The organism is Providencia sp. UF-183 (assembly GCF_058246155.1).
The window spans coordinates 45,167-64,655 of sequence record NZ_JBSICD010000004.1 but is presented as its reverse complement, the minus strand read 5'-3'; the positions used below and the strand labels follow the sequence as shown (position 1 = coordinate 64,655).

Annotated in this window: 15 protein-coding genes; 6 read left to right on the top strand and 9 right to left on the bottom strand. The window is 42.8% G+C overall.

Annotated features, from left to right (window positions below; translation table 11 throughout):
• Positions 1-52: 52 nt before the first annotated feature.
• From AC4IFT_RS04600 to AC4IFT_RS04580, 5 genes are all read right to left on the bottom strand, one after another.
• Positions 53-739 carry a DedA family protein gene (locus tag AC4IFT_RS04600; RefSeq protein WP_273839202.1) on the bottom strand — a complete coding sequence of 229 codons (687 nt, stop codon included), beginning with the start codon at positions 737-739 and terminating at the stop codon, positions 53-55.
• A gap of 65 nt (positions 740-804) precedes the next feature.
• Positions 805-1,620, bottom strand: coding sequence for a tRNA pseudouridine(38-40) synthase TruA (gene truA / locus AC4IFT_RS04595; RefSeq protein WP_490750722.1), 816 nt, complete (start codon positions 1,618-1,620; stop codon positions 805-807).
• Entirely contained in the window at positions 1,620-2,630 is a 1,011-nt protein-coding gene (locus AC4IFT_RS04590; protein ID WP_490750721.1) for an aspartate-semialdehyde dehydrogenase, read from the bottom strand. Before AC4IFT_RS04590 ends, truA begins: the two co-directional genes overlap by 1 nt.
• Before the next feature lie 79 nt (positions 2,631-2,709).
• Positions 2,710-3,846 (bottom strand): 4-phosphoerythronate dehydrogenase PdxB, encoded by a 1,137-nt coding sequence (gene pdxB / locus AC4IFT_RS04585; RefSeq protein WP_490750720.1) that lies wholly within the window; start codon positions 3,844-3,846, stop codon positions 2,710-2,712.
• A gap of 78 nt (positions 3,847-3,924) precedes the next feature.
• Positions 3,925-4,746, bottom strand: a complete 822-nt coding sequence (locus AC4IFT_RS04580) for a helix-turn-helix transcriptional regulator (RefSeq protein ID WP_490731396.1) — start codon at positions 4,744-4,746, stop codon at positions 3,925-3,927.
• A 101-nt stretch (positions 4,747-4,847) separates the two neighbouring features.
• Here AC4IFT_RS04580 and AC4IFT_RS04575 point away from each other — a divergent pair, with 101 nt between their 5' ends.
• Both AC4IFT_RS04575 and AC4IFT_RS04570 read left to right on the top strand, forming a co-directional pair.
• Positions 4,848-5,768 carry a DMT family transporter gene (locus AC4IFT_RS04575; protein WP_490731398.1) on the top strand — a complete coding sequence of 307 codons (921 nt, stop codon included), beginning with the start codon at positions 4,848-4,850 and terminating at the stop codon, positions 5,766-5,768.
• A gap of 364 nt (positions 5,769-6,132) precedes the next feature.
• Positions 6,133-10,800 carry a tetratricopeptide repeat protein gene (locus AC4IFT_RS04570; RefSeq protein WP_490750719.1) on the top strand — a complete coding sequence of 1,556 codons (4,668 nt, stop codon included), beginning with the start codon at positions 6,133-6,135 and terminating at the stop codon, positions 10,798-10,800.
• 43 nt (positions 10,801-10,843) lie between these two features.
• Here AC4IFT_RS04570 and AC4IFT_RS04565 read toward each other — a convergent pair whose 3' ends face one another.
• Positions 10,844-12,274 (bottom strand): sensor histidine kinase, encoded by a 1,431-nt coding sequence (locus AC4IFT_RS04565; protein WP_490750718.1) that lies wholly within the window; start codon positions 12,272-12,274, stop codon positions 10,844-10,846.
• Positions 12,271-12,939, bottom strand: coding sequence for a transcriptional regulator TctD (tctD, locus tag AC4IFT_RS04560; RefSeq protein WP_490731505.1), 669 nt, complete (start codon positions 12,937-12,939; stop codon positions 12,271-12,273). Before tctD ends, AC4IFT_RS04565 begins: the two co-directional genes overlap by 4 nt.
• A gap of 312 nt (positions 12,940-13,251) precedes the next feature.
• Between tctD and AC4IFT_RS04555 the strand changes: the two genes are divergently transcribed.
• The 4 genes from AC4IFT_RS04555 to AC4IFT_RS04540 all read left to right on the top strand — a co-directional run bounded on the left by AC4IFT_RS04555 (position 13,252) and on the right by AC4IFT_RS04540 (position 17,163).
• The gene (locus AC4IFT_RS04555; protein WP_219247153.1) at positions 13,252-14,226 is read left to right on the top strand and encodes a Bug family tripartite tricarboxylate transporter substrate binding protein; all 975 of its coding nucleotides are present in this window, start codon (positions 13,252-13,254) and stop codon (positions 14,224-14,226) included.
• Between the two features lie 11 nt (positions 14,227-14,237).
• On the top strand, positions 14,238-14,669 hold the full coding sequence (locus tag AC4IFT_RS04550; protein WP_353243190.1) for a tripartite tricarboxylate transporter TctB family protein: 432 nt from the start codon (positions 14,238-14,240) through the stop codon (positions 14,667-14,669).
• Between the two features lie 11 nt (positions 14,670-14,680).
• Positions 14,681-16,189 carry a tripartite tricarboxylate transporter permease gene (locus AC4IFT_RS04545; protein WP_490750717.1) on the top strand — a complete coding sequence of 503 codons (1,509 nt, stop codon included), beginning with the start codon at positions 14,681-14,683 and terminating at the stop codon, positions 16,187-16,189.
• Between the two features lie 512 nt (positions 16,190-16,701).
• Positions 16,702-17,163, top strand: coding sequence for a hypothetical protein (locus AC4IFT_RS04540; protein ID WP_490750716.1), 462 nt, complete (start codon positions 16,702-16,704; stop codon positions 17,161-17,163).
• 46 nt (positions 17,164-17,209) lie between these two features.
• Here AC4IFT_RS04540 and AC4IFT_RS04535 read toward each other — a convergent pair whose 3' ends face one another.
• Together AC4IFT_RS04535 and fabB are read right to left on the bottom strand one after the other, a co-directional pair.
• Entirely contained in the window at positions 17,210-18,052 is an 843-nt protein-coding gene (locus AC4IFT_RS04535; protein ID WP_490750715.1) for a hypothetical protein, read from the bottom strand.
• A gap of 191 nt (positions 18,053-18,243) precedes the next feature.
• Positions 18,244-19,458, bottom strand: a complete 1,215-nt coding sequence (fabB, locus tag AC4IFT_RS04530) for a beta-ketoacyl-ACP synthase I (RefSeq protein WP_490731411.1) — start codon at positions 19,456-19,458, stop codon at positions 18,244-18,246.
• Positions 19,459-19,489 lie beyond the last annotated feature (31 nt).

Sequence of the window (19,489 nt, the reverse complement as noted above, 5' to 3'; positions counted from 1 at the left end):
TGCCATTAAACCACAATGATATCTCACTGTAGATAAAAACTTTTTAAACCACTTAGTGGTTATCGATTTTTTGCGCTGCCGCACGCTTTTCTTTTGCTGCAATTCGGCGATGACGAATAATTTCAACCACGCCCGGCAGAATTGAAACAAAGATAATCGCGACTATCAGTAATTTCAAATTCTTTTGTACGAACGGTAATTCACCAAAGAAATACCCTGCATAAGTGAATAATAATACCCAAATAAATGCGCCCGTCACATTATAAAATGCAAAGTGACGATAAGACATTTTGCCCATTCCTGCAACGAAAGGTGCAAAAGTTCTGACTATCGGCACGAAACGCGCCAGTATAATCGCTTTACCGCCGTGTTTCTCATAAAATGCATGGGTTTTGTCTAAATAGACTCGACGAAAAATCTTTGAATCTGGATTTTTAAATAATCTTTCCCCAAAAATACGCCCAATCGTATAGTTTACCGCATCACCAATAATTGCCGCAGTAATCATTAGCGCTACCATTAAATGCACGTTAAGGTCGTTACTGTCTAAGGACGAAATGGCGCCCGCGACAAATAATAACGAATCCCCCGGCAAAAATGGTGTGACCACTAACCCTGTTTCGCAAAATAGGATCAGGAATAGAATACCATATACCCACGTGCCATAATCTCTGACCAGTTCAGCGAGGTGCACATCGATATGTAAAATAAAGTCGATAATAAAACTGATAAATTCCATATAATCCTCATTAATAATAGCATCCGTGCTATTTGCAGTAATTATGAGATAAAGTTAACGTCGATTTACATCAGTTCATCGCCAAGAAAAAGTGGCCCCATGACATTACTTGGGAGCGCAAATTTCTCTGGATAATCCACACTGACCAAATAGAGCCCTTCCGCTTTTGCCGTGGCGGCAGCTTTAGTTCGGTCTTTTAATTCAAGAAGATGAGCCATCCAATCAATCTCTTGATTTCCGCAGCCAATCTCCAGCAAACTACCAACAATATTTCTCACCATATGGTGAACAAACGCATTGGCTTTAATATCTACCACCACATAATTCCCGTGGCGGCTCACATTGACGTGCATAACATTACGCCAAGGTGTTCTAGACTGACACTGGACTGCTCTGAATGAGGTAAAATCACGCTCCCCAATCAGTGCCTGCGCCGCTTCATGCATACGTTTTTCATCCAATGGATAATGAAAATGGGTCACACCACTGGATAAAATAGCGGGCCGATAACGGTGATTAAAAATCACATAGCGATAACGGCGCGCCGTTGCACTAAAACGTGCATGAAACTCATCATTGACAGGTTGGCACCAACGTACCGCAATATCTGGCGGTAAGTGAGTATTTGCCCCCATCGTCCAAGCCGCTTCTTTGCGCTCAGCCGACGTTTCAAAATGCACCACTTGCCCCGTTGCGTGAACGCCTGCGTCTGTTCGCCCCGCGCAAAATACGCCAATCGGCTCAGCGGCGATTTTCGACAAGGCTTCCTCTAGGCAGCCTTGTACACTTTTTACTTCTTGCTGGCGTTGCCAACCAAAATATCGGCTGCCGTTGTATTCAATACCTAACGCGATACGATGCAACTTTGTTGACTCGGACATCAGTAAAACAGCTCCTGAGCCAGTTTTTCTGCCGTTTCAACCGCCATTAATGCGCCACCGAAACGCACGTTATCTGCCACTGACCAGAACTGTAAAATTTCAGGAATACCGTAGTCATTACGCACACAACCAATGCTGAGTTGGTCATTACCCGATGCTTCAGTCACTTGCGTTGGATAATCACCCTCTTCTGAGACCTGAATATCGTCAAAACGTTCAAATTCATCGTTCGCTTCTTCCGCACTGATTGGGCGTAACGTTTCGAGGTGAACCACTTGCGCATTACCATAGAAAACAGGGGATTGAATAAAGCTAACCGCGACAGGTAGGCCATCGTCCTGCAACACTTTACGTACTTGTTCAACTAAGCGACGTTCGTGCGCCACGCTGCCATCCATATCCGCCAACAATGGCAGCATGTTGAAAGCTAATTGCTTGCTAAAACGCCCTTCTTCCGCAGGAATACCGTTTAATAAACGTGCGCTTTGCCCTGCTAACTCATCGACTGCGGCTTTACCATAGCTAGAAACAGACAACATATTGGTTAATGTGATACGGCCTAAGCCTGCTGCATCCACTAGCGGTTTAATGGCTGTTAACAACTGGCTAACTGCGCTATCTGCTAACGAAATAATATTACGGTTACGGTAATCCGCTAATACTTGCGGGTTCACACCCGGCACAATTAATGGCACATCAGGCTCTTGGGCAAATACGCCGCTAGTATCAATCACGATGCAGCCATCTTGCGCTGCGGACTCGGCATATTGCAATGAAGCCGCTTCACCTGCCGCGAAAAAGGCTATTTGAGCTTGTGACCAATCGAAATCTTTGGCATCAATAACTTGAATACTTTTGCCATTAACACGCACGCTCTCTCCCGCACTGCGCTCGCTGGCCAGTAAATACAGCTCACCGACTGGAAATTCTCTTTCTTGTAACAGTGAAATTATCGCTTCACCCACAGCACCGGTTGCACCCAATACTGCAATATTCCAACCTTCAGTCATGGCTATTCCTCTAAAAAATAAAAAATTAAATGACCTCAATAATTGAAGTCATTTAATCAGAAGTTCATATTACTAAAATCTATGATGCGTGAATTAAGCGCGCCTGAAAACCAAGCTCGCTGAGCAACGTAGCAGTTTGCGGGTCATCACAAATCACATTCAGGGATGACCATTCGCGGCGCTCTTGGTAATTTTTGCGCAGCTTATCAAATTCACCTTTGATACCTGCAACGGCTCTTAATGCGCCATCATCACGGCGCACATCATACACTAGATGCACTAACCTTTTGAGCTGGTTTTGCGTTAATTTACCATTGAAAGTCAATTCGCTGATATCGGGTTTTGGCAATAGCGATGAGAGGGAAACGTGCGCCGATTTGCCGAGAAACTGACAGTAAGCTTCATAAACTTGCGTCGTTCCGCGCGCTTTGCCCTCTAAGGTATAGCCTGCAATATGTGGCGTACCGATATCGACTAAATGGAGCAGGTCGGTATTTAAGTCAGGCTCTGGCTCCCAAACATCCAGCACAACACTTATTTTCTTTCCTTGCTGAAGCGCAGCCAGTAACGCTTTGTTATCAACCACTTCACCACGGCTGGCATTGATTAAAATGCTGCCGTCACGCAAGTTTTCTAAGCGGGTTTTGTCCATCAAATGGAAGGTTTGATATTCCCCTGTCATATTCAGCGGGGTATGGAAAGTCAGTACATCAACCTGAGCAAGCAGCGCATCAAAAGCCACAAATGGCCCATCTTCCCCTTTTGCAGCACGCGGCGGATCGCATAAAACCGTTTTCACGCCCCATGCATTTAAACGCGTGGCTAAACGGCCACCTACATTGCCAACACCAATGATCCCAACCGTTTTATCACGTAAATCAAAGTTATCGCGCTCAGCGAGCAGTAATAATGCGGAAAATACGTATTCCACCACCGCAATGGCATTACAGCCTGGCGCAGAAGAAAAAACAATATTGGCGCTGGATAACCATGCTGTATCCACATGGTCAAAGCCCGCAGTTGCAGTGCCGACAAATTTAACCGGCGTATTACTCAGAAGTGATTCATTGACCTTGGTGATGGAGCGAACCATTAATGCATCTGCATCAATGAGTTCTTGTTCAGGAATTGGACGTCCTGGTACAGCTTTGACGTCGCCTAGCTCACTAAACAGTGCCTGAGCATAAGGCATATTTTCATCAACTAAAATTTTCACGCTGTGTGTCCCAATGATTGGTAATTTTGCTCTGTATCACAATATTTTGCCACGGTTTACCCCAGATGCCTATGAGAGTTAGCGCTCTAGGCTAAAGTTATCATCCATCGCAAATTCTTTCACACGAAAACGGTCAGGTGTCACCCCAGAAATTTGTTGAAACATGGCAATAAATGCCGATGCTGAGCTATATCCCACATCTAACGCGACTTCATGCACGCTTTTTCCGCGCTCTAAGCCAGCGACGGCATGTAAGTAGCGTAAACGTTGCCGCCATTCACTAAATGACATACCGAGTTCTTGTTGGCAACGCCTTGATAACGTTCGCTCTGAGGTATAATAACGTTTTGCCCATTCCGCCAGCGTGGTGTTATCAGCGGGGTCGTTTTGCAGTTCTTGTAAAATCGGAGCTAAAAATTTGTCCTTAGTGGCGGGCAAATAGGTGTCTTGACATGGGGAAAGTGAAAATTGGTCAATCAACACATTGGCAAGGCGTAAATCTTGTTCCGTTTCGGGTTGAACAACCCCCCGTTGGTACATATCCGTCATAATGGATTGAAATATCGGGCTTAAACGAACCACACAAGGGCGCTGAGCTAACACCTCATTATATTCATGTGAGAAATCCACGATACGAAATTTGACACTTTCTTTATTAAAGCTAGCATGGGGGATATTCGCGGGGATCCAAATACAAAATTCAGGCGGCGCCAAGTAGTGCTTTCCAGCCACTTCCATTTCCATAATACCGCACACCACATACAGCATCTGCCCAAATGGGTGTGAATGTGACTTGTATTCGGTAAGTGCAGCGGTTTGTTCGTGGCGAAATGCAATAAGCTCAGGCTCAATAATATTGCATTCACTGATTTGCCAAATATCTAATTTTGAATTTCCCATGATACCTGTCTGAAAAGCGTTATCGATTGTCTGGTTATCAGTATATATAAAAAATCGGTCAGATGTATACTGGATCACATTCGATATGGGAGAATGTGTTAATGAAGAATTTGCTTTTTCCGCTGATTGCGGTTTTGTTATGGTCAGTCAACGCCATCGTCAACAAAGCGGCGTCCACGGCCATTGATCCTGCGGCAATTTCCTTTTACCGCTGGGCACTTGCGCTAGTTGTTATGACGCCTTTTGTACTGCGCTCTGTGCTACGAAACCATAAAGTGGTGATGAAACATTGGTGGCAATTAGCCATTTTAGGGGCGCTAGGAATGATGCTATACCAAAGCTTAGCCTATTATGCCGCACACAGTGTCAGCGCCACGTTTATGGGGATCATGAACTCACTGATCCCATTATTAACAGTTATCATCAGTATTTTTGTTTTGCGAGTGATCCCAACAGTGGGCATCGTTCTTGGCTCTGCTTTGTCGCTGTTTGGCTTACTGTGGTTGGTCAGTCAAGGCAATCCAAGTTCATTACTCTCCCACGGGTTAGGCCAAGGCGAGTTGATGATGATTGTTGCCTCTGCGGCATATGCCCTCTATGGCGTACTAACAAAACGTTGGTCAATTCAGCTTTCTAGCTGGGATTCGCTCTATGTACAAATTTTCTTTGGGGTGATTTTACTGTTACCAAACTTTTTAATGGCAGACGATGTGGCACTGAATAGCCACAACATTGGGTTAGTGATGTTTGCGGGGATTGCCGCCTCAATTATCGCACCCGCTATGTGGATCCAAGGCGTGATGCGCTTAGGGGCAAATACCACGTCCATATTTATGAATCTCGCCCCAGTATTCACTGCAATTATCGCTATTTTCGCCTTGGGTGAAGAACTAAAAAGCTATCATTTAATCGGTGGAGGCGTGGTATTACTGGGTGTGATGCTAGCGCAGCAGTTACGAACCCCGCTCACACAAATGTTCCGCCGTGAAAAAAAGGTGGTTCAAAAGGATACTTGCCAGTAAAATAGAATTACAAAAGCAATAAAGCAATGTCGTCACTCATATGCCCCACATTGTGGGGCTATGTTTGAAAGCCCCTCACAAAATAATCCATGCTTTTCCCTCACTTTCTTAATTTTTTTGACTCTTTTTTATCAACCTTAATGCTTTGTGACATTTTATCATCACTCAGTTATTCATTATTTTTCTGCCATTGGTAAGCTCAAAGTCATCTTATTGCTCATTGTAGACCTAATCCGATTGAATCTTCTCCATAAGCAATTAGACTTAAGCCAAACAAAATACCTCTTTAGTAGTATTAGCCTAGGGTATGCACTAAACACAGGAGCGTGGCAAACAATCTGATAAGCCATGACAAGGAAAAACCATGACTAAACAGCTTAAGATAGGTTTGTTTGCATTGATAATAATCGCTATTGCAGCCGGCATTTATTTTATCAATGCATCAAGCCAATCCAACTCAGCCCAAGCTGGGTACGACTTATATCAACAAGGTGATACTAAAGCCGCTGTTGAGCAGTTCCAAAAAAATGCCGACAGCGATCCTCAATCTGCGTATGCCTTAGCCATGATGTATAAAGATGGAATTGGTATTGAGCCTGATGATGAAGCTGCGCAGCGTTATTTAATCAAGGCCGCTGAAGCTAATAATAAGAATGCGCTCTATAACCTCGGTTATTACCGCTATAACCGCGAGATGGATGATACGCCTGAAGATAGAAGTGGTCTCACGTCACTCACCAAAGCCGCGGATTTAGGCGTTATCGAAGCGCAAGAGTTAGTGGGCAGCGTGTACATGGAGGACAGATACGACGAAATCCCCCAAGATATCAAACTGGCACGCCAATACTTTACCTTAGCCGCTGATCAAGGCTCCAACTTATCAAAATTTGCGCTGGGTTATATTGCCCATCAATTTGATAAAGACAATAAAAAGGCCGTTGAAATCTTAACGCCGCTGGTTAGCAGAGATTTCCCATTACCTGCCATGCTACTTGCCACTATTTATGAAAACGGTGGCGATGGGATTGCACCAAACCCTGCATTGGCGAAAAAATACGAGCGCATGTCTTATTCCTCTACGTTAGATTTTATTTCCCAAAGCAATGATATAGAGCCAGCGCCTTTATCGCTGTATGGTTCACAGACGGCTGAAGAGAAACAACAAGTTCTCGCCAATCTTGAAGAAAGAGCCAGTAAAGGTGAAGAATACGCCATTTACACGCTCTATCACAAATACAGTGAGGGTGACGGAGTAAAGCGCAGTGAATTGCGCGCCATGGCCTATTTGCGCCCTCTGATACAACAAAAGAAACCCAAAGCACTGTACCTAAGTTACCTTGCTGATAATAAAAAAATTAAAGCGCTCACCGAGGCTGCTGACCAGCAATACCCTGACGCAATGTATGAGGCTTATCGCGCTTATTCAGGTACCACTTTTAGTTCTATTGACCGAGATGATGCCTTAGCCAACAAATATTTAACCTCTGCAGCCGATATTGGCCATCAAGAAGCACTGATTACCATTACTCAGCGCGCTATCTCTAACTATGATTTTCCCACGAAAAAACTCAATGAGACAGTGGCGAAATATCTGCCTGAGTTAATGAAGAAGTACCCAAATTCAGCAAAGGCGCAAATCCTTGCCAGCCAAGTTTATGGCACGGAAGGCAGTGTATTATATTCACCAGAAAAATCTTTTGAGGCGACAGTAAAAGCAAATCGCATTAAGCCAAGTTATGAAACCCAAATGCAACTTGCTCGTGGTTATATTAATGGCTTCGGTACTGAAAAAAACCTCGAAAAAGCCACGCAAATACTGAAAGATAACTTAGATTCACGAGGCTACCCATCCACCGCAGATCGCATGCTAGTTCATTTATACTATCGTTATGATATAAAAGAATTTGTGGATGAAAAAACCATTGTTGATATCTTAAAGAAAGACGTTATCGAACGCGACAATGATGCATTAGCGCATTACTATGCGGATTACTTACTGCGCCAAGACCCAGAAAATAATAAAAAATTAGCCTTTGAACTATATGAAAAAGCAAGTAAATACGATTATAACGGGCGTGTCTATTACGCTGCAGCCCTGCTTAAATATCAGCCCTCTGAAACCAGTACCATCGCCAATATACTGGTGGATTTGCTCGACTCATCTCGTGCAAAATCCTCGTTAACGCCCGAAGAACTGGCCACCGCCTACGATATTTTATTTAAAATAGGCTTAAATCGCAGTGATACCAAAACGTTACTCGTTCACTTAGCGACTAATGAAAAAAACGCCGAAGCGCAAAAATTGATTGAGCCACTGATTGGTACAGACGCCGATATCACTTATCAATATGGCATAACCCAGCTCACAAACTTAAAGAATGTTAGCGCGCTAACCAATGACGAACTCAAACCTTACTACGAGACCATTTTAAACGCAGCAGATTTAGGCAGTACATCCGCAATGTTATACATTGTGCAAAACCTTGACCGCGTGAATTACATCAATGACAAGGCCTATTATAAAGACCGCTTCCAAGCCATCTCAGGGTTAACACCCGATGACATCGTCCCACAATATAAACGTTGTGCAGCATTAGGCAGTAACCGTTGCTTATATGAACTGGGTGAAATCTACCAAAAAGGGGATTATGGGGAAGATGCAAACTATGACCTCGCGATGGAGTATTTCAACAAAATCTCTGACCCTGATTTCAGTTTTTTAAAATCACGTAAAAGAGAAATTGAAAAAGCGAGAGCCTCGTTTATTACCATTCAGGCCAATGCAAAAAACAATGACTCAGATGCAATTCGCACCCTCGCCAATGCGTATAAATTCGGAAATTATGGGCAAAAAGTCGATCAGCAAAAATGGCTGGAATACTTAGCGAAAAGCGCCAAACTGAATAATGAAACGGCACTTGAAGAGCTGATTGACTATTATAATGAAAATACCGAACTTCTGAGTGCGAACAAAAGCAAAATCATTGGTTATTATGACCAACTCGCCGCCCTTGGTAGCAAAAACTATACCCGCGAACTGGCTCACCAATATTTAAATGGTAGTCCATTAGTCGAAGCTAATCGCCAAAAAGCCCGTGAATACTACCTAAAATCAGGTAGTTGGGGAAATGAATATATCAAATACATGGATGACTTTGATATTGGCATGAAAACGCTAAATGAAAATGCAACCGCAAAATACAAGGTTGGCCGTGCCTATTTGTATGGTAACGGTGTGAAAGAAGACCGCCAGCAAGCCAAGAAATATTTGAAAATGGCCAGTGATGAAGGAAACGATAACGCCATTATTCTGTACAGTGAAATACTGTATATGGGCGAGCTCTCAGCCGATAAGGAAGCACTGACTGTTGAACCAAATTGGGATGAAGCCATTGTTTACTTGAGAAAATATTCTAACCCGAGCCGTGTTGAAGAGTACACAAAACTGTATGACACCACCGTCGTCCCTGCACAAAATGGCGATGCGGCGGCCGCTGGTCAACTAGGGGATTGGTATAAATCCCGTGGCCGCGCTTCTGCCGCGCAGCTTTGGTACAAAAAAGCCATTGCTGGCGGTAACCTCGCTGTTTATCCATCTCTAGACAATGTGACCGAAAGTAGCCAAGCCAAGCGCCAAAATTACCTTGATGGCGTAGCAAGGGGTGACTTGTTCTCTAAAGTGCAACTCGCAGGTGATTACTTATATGATAGCCGTGTTCTCTTTGAATCTGACGAGTACAACACTGCAATTCAATATCTGCAAGAGGGGATGAAATCTACTGATAGCGATCTTTCAAAACAAGCGTTTAATTCCTTAGCAAACTTGTACCAAAAAGGTATTCGCAGCGAGAAGAACGACCTTAATCGTAGCAAAGATGATAAGAAATACTTTGCTTTACTCGAAAGTGAAGCCCAAAACCGCCCTGACGCCCTCAAACGCTTATATCACTATTACGCCAGTAGTGATCCACAAAAAGCGTTAGAGTATCTGGAACAGGCCTATAAACAAGGGGATATGGGTGCAATCAAAATGCTCTATGAAATTAATTCCCCAGGGCGCTACTGTTCCAATAGCCGCAATACGGATATGGATAAAGCAGGCACCTACCTGAAAGAGTGGTTAGAAAAAGGCAAGTTCGAGAAAAATACTGATAGAACCTATATTCAAGAACCTGAGGATTTATCTCGTGCCATGGGCGACCTCTATCTCGAAGGTGAATGTAGTGTTGAGCAAGATCTCGATAAAGCCATTGAATGGTTTGAAATTTCCTTGAAATATCACGATAAATACGCTCTTGGTAGCCTCTATAATGCCTACACTCGCAAAAATGATGCCAAACACGCGTATTACATCGCGTTAAAGTTGGAAAAAGACACTGACAAGATTGAGTTGATGAATAACCTTTCAGCGGAAGATAAGCAAGAAATTGATAAACGCTTTAAAGAAGAGCAAGACTTCCAAAAATATGGCCGTTTTGCTGAACAAATTGAAGCGAAGCGCGTCAAAGCTGAAGCAGGTGATAAAATGGCCGCGTTCTCGTTAGGGATCAACTACGCACGAGGCGAAATGGTCCCTGAAGACACGCAAAAAATGATTTATTATTATGAACTTGCTGGTAAAAATGGCTACCCAAGAGCCTACAACATTTTGGGCAACCTATACCGTAAAGACAACGAGCGTGGACTTGAAAAGGATTTTGCAAAAGCCCTGTATTATTTTGATTTAGGCGCTCAGCAAAATGACAGTAATACCGCACACTTAGCAGGAGATATGCTCTACTTCGGCCAAGGTATGCCAAAAGATTACGTTAGAGCAGCCAAGTACTATGATATGACCGATTTAGAACAAGGCGCTCACCATGCCATGGCAAAATACAAACTTGCCTATATGTACTATAACGGTTGGATTGGCACCAAGAGCAAAGAAGATCTGCAAAAAGCCCATGATTACCTTGAGTTAGGGGCTAAATACCAAGACAAAGATTCCATCAATGCCTTACAAAAATGGGATTTTAGTGCACTAAAAAAATAAAATGTAGAAACAAAGGGCGCTCAATCAATAGCGCCCTTATTTTTTAACGATTTGGCGCATGACTCGCGGTAAAAGCTATCCGCACAAGCAACCCACCCAATGATTCACTTTTTAATAATTGCGGTTCTGAATCATGGTAACTGGCAATATCTTTTACCAATGCTAAGCCAAGCCCTGCTCCCTCTTTCCCTAATGCATTATTTAACCGTGTAAATGCCTCCATGGAGCGGCTAATTTTCGCATCAGGGATACCGGGACCAGAATCTTCAACCTCTAAAACAATCTGCTGAGTACTTTCATCCTTCACCACTCGCACAGTCACCACCCCGCCTTCAGGGGTATATTTAATCGCGTTATCAATTAAATTGGCACACATCTCAGCAAGCAAAAGAGGTTCACCTTTAATCCATGCTGTATCAAGCCCTTCATAGCCCAAATCAATCCGCTGGCTTTCTGCCTGGCCGAGTCGAGTAAAACAGGCTTGATGCACAATCTCCACTAAGTTAATCGCCCTATATTGGCTAACTGCCGATTTTTCATGGGCTTTTAAGCGAGATAATTGCAAAAGCCTATCCGTCAGTACGATGGTGTTATCCAGCGTTTGATTGATCGCTTGTAAGCTTTGTTGGCGCTGGCTTTCATCTTCAGTATTAATGGCAACGGATACTTGGGTTTTTAACACGGTTAATGGCGTTTTTAATTGGTGAGAGGCATCTGCACTAAAGCGTTCTTGGCGCCTTACCATGCGTTTTAATCGCGATATATAACGGTTAAGCGCCTCAATTAACGGTGATAAATCCGACCACGGCAACAGGTTCGGCAATGGCGTCAAATCATTCGCTGAGCGCCCTAACATCAAGTTTGATAGTTTTTTCAATGGAGTCAAAAGCTTACTCAATAAGATATAGGCAAGTAACAAGGTTAAAAACACCACGGTTCCTTGGCTCATTAATGCGGATATTAATAATTGATTGGCTAAATCTTGCCGTGAATAGACGGTTTCTGCCACACGGATTTCCACCATTCCCGCAATACCACCTTCATTTATGGGCTGAAAAAATGTGGCGATGCGTATCGGTAGGCCTTTATATTCCGCATCATAAAAGTAAACCAGAGCGGTATAGTGCTGGGAGCGCATCCAATAAGGGGGGATGGGAGGTAGGTCATCATAACCCGAAATAGTTTCCCCCTCAGGGGAAATCACTTGGTAAAAAATTCTGTCGTTATTATTCAATTCGAAGCTATCAAGCACCACGTAGGGTACATTAACTGATAAGTGACCATCGGTAACTTGTAGCCTTTCTGCAACCGTCCGTGCGGAGGCAAGAAGCGTGCGATCATACGCCAAATTAGACGCATATTTTGCACTGTAGTAGTGGGTATAAACAGAAAAGCTGCCCAACAAAATGAGCGGGATACCGAAAAAAAGCAGTAACTGATGAAAGAGAGAGCGTGGATGAGAGACTAATTTCATACACTACACTGCTCTAATCGGTATCCCAATCCGCGTAACGTATTGATATTAATGTCTGAACCCGCTAATTTTTTTCTTACGCGATGCACATATAATTCAATACTTTGTAAATTGGCTTCATCTGACAACGAAAAAACCTGCTCAAATAATTGCGTTTTTGAAACAGGCCGCCCTCGCCGATGGAATAAGGTATTTAATACCGCATATTCCCTAGGCGTGAGCCCTAATGGCTCTTGGCATAATAAAAAATAACCTTCTTCGTGGTAACACAGCGAACCAAAACGCTGAGGCTCATTCACCTGCCCTTGGCTACGCCTTAACAGTGCACGAATTCGCGCTTCTAACTCCGCGATATCAAATGGTTTGGTGAGGTAATCATCCGCCCCTGCGTTCAACCCTTGCACGCGGTCTGCCACATCGGAGTTCGCCGTTAACAATAAAACAGGCGTTTCTTGATGACGTTTTCGCATTTGCGCCAATACTTCAAGCCCACTCATTCGAGGAAGTGATACATCCAAAACGACTAACGTGTAATTTTCAGTCTGTAACAACTGATCTGCAATCGCACCATCAGGTGCTACATCCACGGCAAACCCTGACGACGTTAAGGCCTTTTGTAACCACAACGATAATTCATCATGATCTTCAACCAATAAAATTCGCATACGCACACTCATTATTATTACTTATTGGTATACGTTGGCATTCCCCATCATGAATGAAAAGCAATTGTCATCATTTTTACTGTGTTCATCACAACTCTGACGTTACAAGCACGTTAATGGCGCTAAATTAACATTAAATTAACATAACAAAGAAGCGAAAATATAAAACAATCTGATATATATCACATAAAAATAATATTATTTGTTAATGAAAGGTAAATGAAAGCTTCCTCAGCCAATGATGAGCTCGCAAACACAATAAGAAATCCACAATTTGTTCCTCTAATTATTGGCTTAGTAAGGAAATAAAGAATGAAAAAGTTCACATTAAACACCTTAGCAACAGCAATATTTTTAGTTGGTATAAACTCCGCAGTTGCGCTTCCTGAGCGGACTGAATGTATCGCCCCTGCTAAACCGGGGGGTGGATTTGATTTAACTTGTAAGCTAGTCCAAGTTTCCATGTTGGAAACCAAAGAAATTGAAAAACCAATGCGGGTGACCTACATGCCGGGTGGAATTGGTGCAGTCGCCTACAATGCCATCGTCGCACAGCGCCCTGCGGAACCCGGCACCATTGTCGCCTTTTCGGGTGGTTCGCTACTCAATCTCGCCCAAGGTAAATTTGGCCGTTATAACGAAAACGATGTGCGTTGGCTTGCCAGTGTGGGTAGCGATTACGGCATGATAGCGGTACGTGCTGACTCCCCGTATAAATCCCTCAAAGATTTAATGGATACCTTTAAAAAAGACCCCAATAGCATTGTCTTCGGTGCAGGGGGTTCTATTGGCAGCCAAGACTGGATGAAGACTGCGTTACTCGCTAAAGCCATTGATATAGACCCACGCAAAATGCGCTATGTTGCCTTTGAAGGCGGCGGGGAAACCTTAACGGCGTTGTTAGGTAACCATATTCAAGTGTTATCGGGGGATATCAGTGAAATGACCCCGTATATCAATGAAGGCAAAATTCGCATTCTTGCCGTGTATGCAGACAAACGCCTAGGTGATGGTTTAGCAGATATTCCAACTGCCAAAGAACAAGGCTATGACATTGTTTGGCCGATTATTCGTGGGTTCTATATGGGGCCAAAAGTCTCTGATGCAGATTACAACCAATGGGTTGAAGCCTTCCAAAAACTGCAACAAACCGACGAATTCAAGAAGCAACGCGAATTGCGCGGGTTATTTGAATACAACTTAACGGGGCAAGAGCTCGATAGCTATGTGAAAAAAGAAATCGAGCAATATCGTGAACAAGCCCGTGCATTTGGTTTAGCCAAATAACGGAGCCGACGATGAGCCAACGCATATTTGCCCTAGTCTGGCTGATATTGTGTGTCATCGGAATTTATATTGGCTGGGGGATCCAAAGTGAGTTCTCTTATGAACCACTGGGCCCCCGCCCTTTTCCGGTTGCCATACTCTCCTTAATGGCGATGTGTGCGCTTGCCCTGCTGTTTGGTAAGCAAGAAGCCGTTGAGTGGCCGAAACCTTATGTACTGCGCCGCCTTGCATTATTAATTTTATCCTTGGTGATTTATGCATGGGCGTTTGAGTGGTTGGGTTTTCCCATCGCCACCAGTTTATTGACCATCAGTGTCGCGCTGTTATTCGGCGCAACCCCTATCGCCGCGGTGATTTCAGGGCCTGTCCTTGGCATATTTCTTTTCTATGCCTTTGATAAGCTGTTGGATGTGACTCTGCCCATTGGCAGCCTGCTGAGTTAAGGAGCGACAATATGGAAACTTGGATGTATCTATCGCAAGGTTTTGAGGTCGCCCTTGTTCCTCAAAATATCTTGATTGCCTTAATCGGTTGCTTTATTGGCACCGTCGTAGGCATGTTACCGGGGTTAGGGCCGATTAATGGCGTAGCGATTTTACTGCCACTCGCCTTTGCCTTAAAACTGCCCGCCGAGTCTGCGCTGATTTTACTCGCCACCGTGTATTTAGGCTGTGAATATGGCGGCCGGATATCCTCTATTTTACTGAATGTCCCCGGTGATGCCGCCGCGATAATGACGACGTTAGATGGTTATCCTATGGCAAAACAAGGTCGTGGTGGCGTAGCGCTGTCAATTTCAGCGGTAAGTTCCTTTATCGGTTCAACCATCGCTATCGTCGGTATTATTTTGTTCGCCCCGTTACTTGCCCAGTGGTCACTCGCCTTTGGGCCCGCCGAATACTTTGCACTAATGGTATTTGCCATCGCCTGCCTTGGTAGCATGATGAGCCAAAACCCGATTAAATCCCTGCTTGCGGCGTTAATTGGTTTGTCACTCGCCACCGTCGGGGTCGATGCTAACTCTGGAGAATACCGTTTTACGTTCGATAGTGTGCACTTATCGGATGGCGTGCAATTTATTGTTGTCGTGATTGGTTTGTTTTCCGTCAGCGAAATTCTGCTGATGTTAGAAAGCAAAGCGGCAGGGCAAGGTTTGATCCGTAAAACAGGCCGCATGCTGTTTAACCGCAAAGAAGCCAAAGCCTGTGCGGGCCCAGCTCTGCGCTCGTCATTTATTGGCTTCTTCGTTGGGGTATTACCGGGAGCAGGCGCAACGATTGCCAGTGCTATCACCTACATGACGGAGAAAAAAATCAGTGGTGAAAAAGGTGATTTTGGTAATGGTGATGTGCGCGGTGTTGCAGCACCAGAAGCGGCTAATAATGCCTCTGCATGTGGGTCATTTATTCCGATGCTAACTCTTGGCGTGCCGGGTTCGGGAACAACCGCAGTCATGATGGGGGCATTAACGCTGTATAACATCACGCCGGGGCCTGGAATGTTCACCGAGCAACCGGACATCGTGTGGGGGCTGATTGCCGCCCTGCTGATTGCCAACGTGGTGTTACTTATCATGAATATCCCATTAATTGGCTTATTCACCCGTATGTTAACGGTACCGCTTTGGTTTTTAGTCCCTGCTATCGCGTGTGTTTCAGCCGTAGGCGTCTATGCGGTTCACAGTACGACATTTGACTTACTGTTGATGATGGGGCTTGGGGTGTTTGGCTTTATTTTACGGAAAATGAATTTCCCCCTTTCCCCGTTAATTTTAGGTTTTGTATTAGGCGAAATGTTGGAGCAAAACTTGCGCCGCTCGCTGTCTATCAGTAACGGTGATTTCGATATTTTGTGGAGCAGCACCATTTCACAAAGCTTATTAGTCCTTGCAGTGTTGGTACTGGTACTTCCACCAATAATTAAACGCATTCGCAAACGTAAATTGCAACACACTCTCTCTTAGCTCGCCTTGCGGGTACCTTCTCTGTAAAACTTTGCCCCAGGTTGCTTTCGGGGCATTTTTTTTACTTATCAATTAACAGGAAGCTTTGTATAACTTAGCAATATCACATTTTTATTGTGTGCGCTTTCACCATAATAGACATATTTTGATTCTGGCATTGGCATGAGCAGTGAGGGTTTTGGATGTTTGGCAGACAGCGGAAATGGCTTGTTATTATTAAATATGCATTTAATTCTGACTGCGAATAGGCTTTTAATACTGTTAATTAAAGCGCTACCTAAAATTTTTAAGTCATTTTTCCAAATTTTGCATCGTGTGAAGTTCATATTAGTGCCTCTGATTAACCTTATTTGACGCTAATATCATCGCACTAACTTGATAGTAATAATTTCAGAAAATGATGTTTTATTATTCAAATTGACTACTGTAAATGTTTAATCAGACAAAGACGATTGGCGCAATAGCACCAATCAATTAACTTACAAACTTCATTCACTAAAATAATAAACGATATGCTTGATAGATTGTTTTTTGTTCTTTTTAATATCCACCCTAAACCATTAGCATATATCCGCACGGTTAATGTTCACGGTGACAATTACGTGATCCACAGCCAAAACCCTGTCATTATCGCAGAGAAAGACAGCGGTTATATTCAAATAAAATCCGTTGGTAAAATGTATATTTTCTGCGGGAAAATGCTGCATGTTACCGTGAAAAAAAACACCAGTTTGGTGACCATTGGCTGGGCAAAAGGGAAAAGCCAAATTTTTGAAGTGTGCAAAAATGTGAAGGATACAACGAAAAAAATAAACTCCAGTCATTCAAACTCAAGTTATGTACCACCCTATTATGACAATTCATCCAATGATGATAACCACCGTACAAGTAGCAGTTTTTGTTCGAATGATAATTCAAGCTCAGACTGTTCTTCATCGGATTCTGGCGGGGGTGATGGAGGTGGTGGTGATTAAGCCAAAAATGGCAGCAAATCATACTGCCATTTTAAGTCAAAAATAATTAAGAGTATTTCACATTGTTTCTCAAATTACTTTGAATTGCACTGTTTATTCCCTTTTTAACTAATTGATTGTAATTATAAACTTGATCAATTAAATCAATTTTTATTTCTTTATCACTTATTGTATTAATAATTTTAAGTATTTGGCTTTCTTTTTCAAACTCATCCCATTGGTTTCCCATTTTAAGTCGATTTCTTACCGCATTATCTACATCAAATTTAATTTTTAATATTGAATTATCAAATGTACTACCCTTAAAATAGAAGTTCGCATTTTCATCAAATGGGATTTCAATCTCACAATTTTTAAATTGTGTATTTTCAAATTTACCATGGAGTAGATTAGTATTAGTTGCTAAAGTCAATTGAACACCATTTAATACAGAGTCTGAAAAATCCGCATTAATACTAGTGATATTAAATAGTTTATTCTTGGTTTTATCAAAAATTGTACTCTCAAGCACTTCTTGTGTTAGTTCTTTTTTCGTACAGTCATAATGGGCTGCATTCCAATTCCTGGCACTTTCATAATTAACATTAAACGTTTTTAATATATTGGTATGGCCCGTATTTTTTGTAATATCTCTATCCGAATAAACTGCATGTAATTGTTTTAGGTGCTGTGCCTTTCTATCTAACTTTGGCTTGACGCAAGAGCTCTTTGAATAAGAATCATCATATATTCTATAAAAATTGATTTTATTATTAACAAACTTAATTGTATCAATTAATCCTTTTTCACTTGGATTTTTATTATACTGATTTATTGCTCGCGACGAACTTTCATTTAAAACCTGCTTTACCCGATAATTTACATTTGAAAAAAAACAGCTAATTCCCATTTATATTTTACATCCCTGTTTTTATAAAAAAACAGAATGACATAAATTTGTTTTTTTATCTTTAAATTTTCGATTATTTATTTAATAAATGAAAACCACACTTATGATATAAGAAATATTATTTTTGACACAAATAAAAACGAGAACTACTGTTCTCGTTTTTATTATTAGATTGAGTAAACTACTTGCTATTACGCTTTATATTTGCTCATCACTAATGTGGCGTTAGTACCACCAAAGCCGAAGCTGTTTGACATCACTGTATTCAACGCTTGTTCCGTTGGTTTAGTCACGATATTCAAACCAGCTGCTTTCTCATCTAAGTTTTCAACGTTAATGCTTGGCGCAATAAAGCCGTGTTCTAACATTAATAAACTGTAGATAGCTTCGTGTACACCCGCAGCGCCCAATGAGTGACCGCTCATTGCTTTCGTTGCAGAGATAGCCGGAGAGTTATCACCAAATACTTCTTGGATAGCTTCTAACTCTTTCGTATCACCAACAGGTGTTGAGGTACCGTGAGTATTGATGTAATCAATTTTATCAATACCTTGCATTGCCATTTGCATACAACGCACAGCGCCTTCACCAGATGGAGCAACCATGTCAGCACCATCAGATGTTGCACCATAACCCACGATTTCAGCGTAGATATGTGCGCCACGCGCTAACGCGTGCTCTAATTCTTCAACGACAACAATACCGCCGCCGCCTGCAATAACGAAACCATCACGGTCTTTGTCGTAAGTTCTCGATGCTTTATCCGGCGTTTCATTATACTTGGTAGACAACGCGCCCATTGCATCGAACTCACAGGTCATTTCCCAGCTCAGCTCTTCACCACCACCGGCGAAAATTACATCTTGTTTGCCCAGTTGAATTAATTCAACTGCATGGCCGATACAGTGCGCAGATGTGGAGCAAGCAGAACTGATTGAGTAGTTCACACCTTTAATTTTAAACGGTGTTGCTAAGCAAGCAGAGATACCTGATGCCATTGCACGGGTCACCATGTATGGACCTACACCGCGTAAACCTTTAGCACGCATGCCGTCTGAACCCGCGACTTGGTTACGTGGAGAACCACCGCCTGAACCAACAACAATACCCGTACGTAAATTCGAAACTTGTTCTTCAGTTAAACCTGAATCCGCAATCGCCTGTTCCATAGACAAGTAAGCATATGCGGAACAATCACTCATAAAACGGTACATTTTACGGTCGATCAGGTCTTTGGGATCTAAATTTTTGACATTACCCCAGACATGGCTACGAAGCCCTGCCTCTTTGAATTCTTCTGAGAAAGTGATCCCGGAACGACCTTCCTTCAGAGAAGCCAGTACTTCTTCCTGGTTATTACCAAGGCTGGAAACGATACCTAGACCAGTGATGACTGCACGCTTCATTCGTTACCTCATGTCTATATTTATATGATTG

Coding starts and splice junctions, on each gene's coding strand:
- AC4IFT_RS04540 (WP_490750716.1), top strand. CDS start 16,702: ATGCTTGATAGATTGTTTTTTGTTCTTTTTAATATCCACCCTAAACCA.
- AC4IFT_RS04575 (WP_490731398.1), top strand. CDS start 4,848: ATGAAGAATTTGCTTTTTCCGCTGATTGCGGTTTTGTTATGGTCAGTC.
- AC4IFT_RS04580 (WP_490731396.1), bottom strand. CDS start 4,746: ATGGGAAATTCAAAATTAGATATTTGGCAAATCAGTGAATGCAATATT.
- fabB (WP_490731411.1), bottom strand. CDS start 19,458: ATGAAGCGTGCAGTCATCACTGGTCTAGGTATCGTTTCCAGCCTTGGT.
- AC4IFT_RS04570 (WP_490750719.1), top strand. CDS start 6,133: ATGACTAAACAGCTTAAGATAGGTTTGTTTGCATTGATAATAATCGCT.
- AC4IFT_RS04550 (WP_353243190.1), top strand. CDS start 14,238: ATGAGCCAACGCATATTTGCCCTAGTCTGGCTGATATTGTGTGTCATC.
- tctD (WP_490731505.1), bottom strand. CDS start 12,939: ATGCGAATTTTATTGGTTGAAGATCATGATGAATTATCGTTGTGGTTA.
- AC4IFT_RS04545 (WP_490750717.1), top strand. CDS start 14,681: ATGGAAACTTGGATGTATCTATCGCAAGGTTTTGAGGTCGCCCTTGTT.
- AC4IFT_RS04535 (WP_490750715.1), bottom strand. CDS start 18,052: ATGGGAATTAGCTGTTTTTTTTCAAATGTAAATTATCGGGTAAAGCAG.
- truA (WP_490750722.1), bottom strand. CDS start 1,620: ATGTCCGAGTCAACAAAGTTGCATCGTATCGCGTTAGGTATTGAATAC.
- AC4IFT_RS04590 (WP_490750721.1), bottom strand. CDS start 2,630: ATGACTGAAGGTTGGAATATTGCAGTATTGGGTGCAACCGGTGCTGTG.
- AC4IFT_RS04600 (WP_273839202.1), bottom strand. CDS start 739: ATGGAATTTATCAGTTTTATTATCGACTTTATTTTACATATCGATGTG.
- AC4IFT_RS04565 (WP_490750718.1), bottom strand. CDS start 12,274: ATGAAATTAGTCTCTCATCCACGCTCTCTCTTTCATCAGTTACTGCTT.
- AC4IFT_RS04555 (WP_219247153.1), top strand. CDS start 13,252: ATGAAAAAGTTCACATTAAACACCTTAGCAACAGCAATATTTTTAGTT.